Genomic DNA, 2,598 nt, shown 5'->3' on the forward strand with positions numbered 1-2,598 from the left:
AAAAAATTGCCAAAAAAATACCCCGAAGTTATTTACCATTGCCAACGACATCGCTCGGCAGTTGCAGATAACTTCGGGTGGTGGAGACGAGACTAACTCAAGGAGTTAATCGCATAATCCAAGTAAGAATTAGCCTCGACAGCCGCATCACCAGACAAACCGTGGTTGGACTTGATGTACTTGAGCGCTTCGATGTACCAGCTTGGCGACAAGTCAAAAGTCTTGTTGATTTCCGCCAAACCACCTAAGAGGTAGTCATCCATCGGGCCAGTACCACCGACAACTAGGCAATAAGTTACCATGCGGAGGTAGTAACCAATGTCCCGCACGCACTTAGCTTTACCAACAGCAGTTGCCGCAAAGTTAGGACCTTGCATGGTAGTGGTGTAGGGGAATTTTTGGTAAACAGCATTCGCTGCACCGTTAGCTAAGGATTCAGCATTAGCAGTTAAGCCTTTGGCTGCTGCTAAGCTAGCTGCTGCTTGACGAAAACGACCGAAGGCTACTTGAAATTCGGTGCTGCTCAAAAAGCGACCTTGGGAATCAGCAGTGGATACCGCTTCGGTTAAAGGAGTTTTCATGACTCTAATTTTATCTGTTAAATGGTTGACAAATTTCGGACTAAATGGCGAGTGAGGATGTTGAATAGTTGATGAGATTAGTAGTGATAACCCTTGTGGTGGGCATTGCCCACCCTACTACTCATTCACTATCCACTATCCACTATTCACTATCCACCAACTAAGCTACTGCTGCTGCGGCGCGATCGAAGTAGCTAGCGACTTCGGACATCAACGCGCTACAATCGCCGTTGGTGATGCCGTTGGTGTTGCTGGCGATTTCGACTGCTGCTGCTTTCATTTTTTGGACGCCTGCTGCTACTGAAGAACCAGGGGTACCCAGTGCCAGGTAAGTTTCGCGTAAGCCGTTCAAACAACGGTCGTCCAAGACGGATGCGTCACCTGCGAAGATGGCGTAAGTGACGTAGCGCAAGATGATTTCCATGTCGCGGAGGCAAGCTGCCATCCGACGGCTGGTGTAAGCGTTGCCACCGGGTGCGATCAGGTTGGGCTGGTCGGCAAATAAGCTTCTGGCGGCGTTAGCAACGATGGTGGAGGAGTTGGAGGTAATCCGGTTGACCGTATCCATCCGTTTGTTGCCGTCGGCAACCATTGCTGCCAGGGCGTCTAATTGTCCGGTGCTGAGGTATTGACCTTGTGCATCGGCTTGGGCGACAACCTTGGAGAATCCGTCTAACATATATTTAATCCTGTATGCGTTTAATAGTTTTGGTGTCAAATCTTTCGGCGGCTGTCTCGCGATCGCTTAACATAGCTTAATAAATTTGCGAAAACTCTCATATTATAGCCAATTTATGCTGGCTGGATCGAGCTGATGTTTAGTAATCGAGACTACCGATCCCTTAAACTTATACAACTTTTTGTGTATTATTATTTGCTTCTACCGATCTTTGTCACAAACGTTAATAATCTAACTGTGTAAAGCTTCTAACTCCAAAATTAGGTACCATAGTTACACCACTTTTAAACGGCACTCGCGGCTGTGGATGCGATCGCGATCGTGCCGCCAGCCAGCTTGCCGCTGGTGCCTAACTCCTCCCGTCGGCTCTCATAATCGATCGATTCATGCGGTTCAAAGTTACTGAGCTTCTGAATGTGCGGGTAATTTTCGCTCTAAGTCGAATAAGAAGCCGTGGATATACTCTTCCGTCCACTCTTCACCGTAAAACCGCTTCAACATCCCGCGTGCTGGATCTTTTTCGGAGCGGTATCGAACGTAACGCAGTTGCGCTTGCTCGATTTCCTGCAAGCGGTGCGGATCGCTAATCGGTTCGGCGCGATCGACAAAATCTAGATAGGCTTTGAGATAATCTTTGAAGGCTCCAAATACGTGCGTCTCCACGGCTTCAGTCTCCTGCGGACGCGTCCACAAGAATGCTGGCGAGAAAAAGGCGCGGGCTTCTTCCGGAAAATCACCCCCCCACGGCAGATGCGCCTGATACTCGTGAAACATCGGTAAAATCGGCGTGGTGTAATGCTCTTGATACGCTGGCTCGTTCCAAAATAACGGCTGCATATCGATCGCGATCAGATGTCCACCGGGTAAGGTTACTAAATCCGCCCCAAAGAAGGGTAAATCGTAGTTGAGATGCGGGAAAATCACAAAATTGAGCACTTGCAACGATTGCCCACCTTGGACGTGTGCAGCCCGAATTTGCCGCAGTTTGGGCGACTGGAAGCCATAACTAGTTGTGAGGACTTCGGCTTGTTTATCTCCCTTTCCAGTCATCGCACTTTTTCGATCGAATCCAGCCGGAATCGGATACTCACTAAGATCCAGCCGCGATTTGAGATAATCGATACCGTAGTCGAGGAATGGTTGGTAGAGTGTCATTTTCTAGGGGGTAGAGGGTAGAGGGTAGAGCTTAGAGGATGTCTGAAAAGTCTGATTGCTTCGCTTATGGTGGGTAAATCCCCCTAAATCCCCCTTAAAAAGGGGGACTTTAAAGCCCCCTTTTTAAGGGGGTTGGGGGATTTGGCTCTAGAAACGAAGCCAAGCCGACTTGCGTATACACGG

The 2,598-nt window shown here is 48.8% G+C and carries 3 protein-coding genes; all 3 read right to left on the minus strand.

Annotated features, from left to right (window positions below; translation table 11 throughout):
* Positions 1–92: 92 nt before the first annotated feature.
* Positions 93–581 carry a phycocyanin subunit alpha gene (cpcA, locus tag RMO35_RS08670; protein WP_309740280.1) on the minus strand — a complete coding sequence of 163 codons (489 nt, stop codon included), beginning with the start codon at positions 579–581 and terminating at the stop codon, positions 93–95.
* A 160-nt stretch (positions 582–741) separates the two neighbouring features.
* Positions 742–1,260 carry a phycocyanin subunit beta gene (locus RMO35_RS08675; protein ID WP_309740282.1) on the minus strand — a complete coding sequence of 173 codons (519 nt, stop codon included), beginning with the start codon at positions 1,258–1,260 and terminating at the stop codon, positions 742–744.
* A gap of 399 nt (positions 1,261–1,659) precedes the next feature.
* Positions 1,660–2,415, minus strand: coding sequence for a phycoerythrobilin:ferredoxin oxidoreductase (locus tag RMO35_RS08680; protein WP_309740283.1), 756 nt, complete (start codon positions 2,413–2,415; stop codon positions 1,660–1,662).
* Positions 2,416–2,598 lie beyond the last annotated feature (183 nt).

The sequence above is a fragment of the Chamaesiphon sp. OTE_20_metabat_361 genome (assembly GCF_031364565.1).